General features: G+C 70.4%; 3 protein-coding genes. 2 read left to right on the forward strand and 1 reads right to left on the reverse strand.

The window, feature by feature from the left end:
- The coding region (locus tag KDK95_RS34500) for a regulatory protein RecX (protein WP_212522564.1) at positions 1-545 on the forward strand (545 nt) is incomplete at its 5' end.
- Positions 546-997: 452 nt separating this feature from the next.
- On the opposite strand, the gene KDK95_RS34505 is transcribed toward KDK95_RS34500, so the two are convergent.
- The gene (locus KDK95_RS34505) at positions 998-1,786 is read right to left on the reverse strand and encodes a transporter substrate-binding domain-containing protein (RefSeq protein WP_212522565.1); all 789 of its coding nucleotides are present in this window, start codon (positions 1,784-1,786) and stop codon (positions 998-1,000) included.
- Here KDK95_RS34505 and KDK95_RS34510 point away from each other — a divergent pair.
- The coding region (locus tag KDK95_RS34510; protein ID WP_212522566.1) for a hypothetical protein at positions 1,770-1,970 on the forward strand (201 nt) is incomplete at its 3' end. The two genes, KDK95_RS34505 and KDK95_RS34510, sit on opposite strands and share 17 nt — an antisense overlap.

Consider the following 1,970-nt stretch of genomic DNA (forward strand, 5'->3'; position numbering starts at 1 on the left):
ATCCGGAGGCGTATGCGCGGGGGCTGGTGTTGGACTCCTTGGGGCGCTCTATGCGGACCAGGGGGCAGCTCGCGGACATGCTGGCGCGGAAGGAAGTACCGGAGGACGTCGCCGAGGCGGTGCTCGAGCGGTTCACGGAGCTCGGGCTGGTGGACGACGCGGCCTATGCGGAGGCGTTCACGCGGTCACGGCACGAGTACAAGGGGCTCGGCAGTCGGGCTATCGCGTTCGAGCTGCGGCGGCGGTCGGTGCCGGACGAGGTCGTGCAGGAGGCGGTGTCCGCGATCGACTCCGAGCAGGAGGAGCGGACGGCGTTCCGGCTGGCCAGGGAGCGGCAGGCGCGGATGAACGGGTTGCCGCGCGAGGTGCAGGCACGGCGGCTGGCCGGGTTCCTGGCGCGCAAGGGGTACGGGGGCGATGTCGTGGGGCGAGCCGTCCGCGAGGCGTTGGCCCATGCGCAGGCCCGGGCGGAGGAGGCGGACGGAGAGGGCTGCGGAGGCGACGGGTCTTTTGATCCGGACGACCTCGCGTTTCCTGAGGAGTGAGTCCGGCGAGGCCTCCGAGGACGGAGTCCGGCGGTGGCCTCCGGGGAGTGAGTCCGGTGGGGGCCGCCGAGGAATGAGTCCGGCGGCGGCCTCCGGGGCGTGAGTCTCCGGCGGCCTGGACTGAGCCCGGCGGGGCCTCCGAGGACGGAGTCCGGCGGTGACCTCCGGGGAGTGAGTCCGGTGAGGGCCGCCGAGGAATGAGTCCGGCGGCGGCCTCCGGGGCGTGAGTCTCCGGCGGCCTGGACTGAGCCCGGCGGGGCCTCCGGGGACGGAGTCCGGCGGTGGCCTCCGGGGAGCGAGTCCGGTGGGGGGCCGCCGAGGAATGAGTCCGGGGCGTGAGTCCGGCGGTGCTTGGACTGACCCGGTGGGGGCTTCCGAGGACTGAGCCCGGCGCGGGCCTCCTAAGCTGCCGCCGCCTACCGAGCCTCAGGACGTCTTCAGGGCGTACGTCCTCAGGACGTCGTCGGCCAGGTGCCGACCTTCGGGGGGTCGGCCTTCAGCTCCTCGGGTGCCAGGGTCGAGTTGAAGATGGCGCGCCAGGTGCCGTTCGAGATCGCCGTGGTGAGCAGGCCGTCGATGGTCTGCTGGAGCAGCGAGTCACCGAGCGGGAGGCCGATGCCGTAGTACTGGGTGCCCTGGCCGGTGTTGATGACCTTCAGGTCGGCCGGGTCCTGGGCGGCGTAGCCGAGCAGGAGGGCGTAGTCGGTGTAGATGACGTCCGCCTGGCCGCTCTTGAGCGCGGAGACGCACTCGCCGTAGGTGTTCTTCACCACCGGCTGCTGCAGTTGCACGTCGCCGACCTGGCTCGAGTTGCTCACCTCGCAGACGCGGGTGCTGCCGGTGATCGACGACACGCCGGTGATGGCCGTGTTGCTCTTGGTGACGAGCAGCGCCTCGGGCGTGGTGAGGTACGGGCCGGCGAAGCTGACCAGCTTGGCGCGGGTGGCGTTGTACGAGTAGGAGGCGACGACCAGGTCGACGGTGCCGTTCTCCAGTTCCGTCTCGCGGTCCTGCGACGCGACGGGGGAGAACTGGATCTGCGAGGTGGAGAAGCCGAGTCCGGCCGCCACCAGTTGCGCGATCAGGATGTCGAAGCCGGTGTATGTGTTCTTGCCCGCGTCGAAGTAGCCGAGGCCGGGCTGGTCGGCCTTGACGCCGATGATGATCTGGCCGGCGTTGTCGTTGCGCTGCTTCATGCGCGTCCAGGTCTGCGACTGCGCGAGGTTGATCGAGGAGTTCACCGGGAAGTCGCCGGTGGTCGCCAGCGGGGAGATGGTGACGCAGCCCTCTGTCAGGGCCGTGGCGCAGCCGCCAGCGCGCGCCGTACTTGCGGATGAGCACGTCCGCGATGTAGGCGGCGAGGATGGCGTGCAGGTAGCGCCAATCATCCTGGTCGAAGGCGTCATGGTCCTGATCGGCGACAAA

It is taken from the genome of Actinospica acidithermotolerans (assembly GCF_018139625.1).
GTDB classification, from domain to species: domain Bacteria; phylum Actinomycetota; class Actinomycetes; order Streptomycetales; family Catenulisporaceae; genus Actinospica; species Actinospica acidithermotolerans.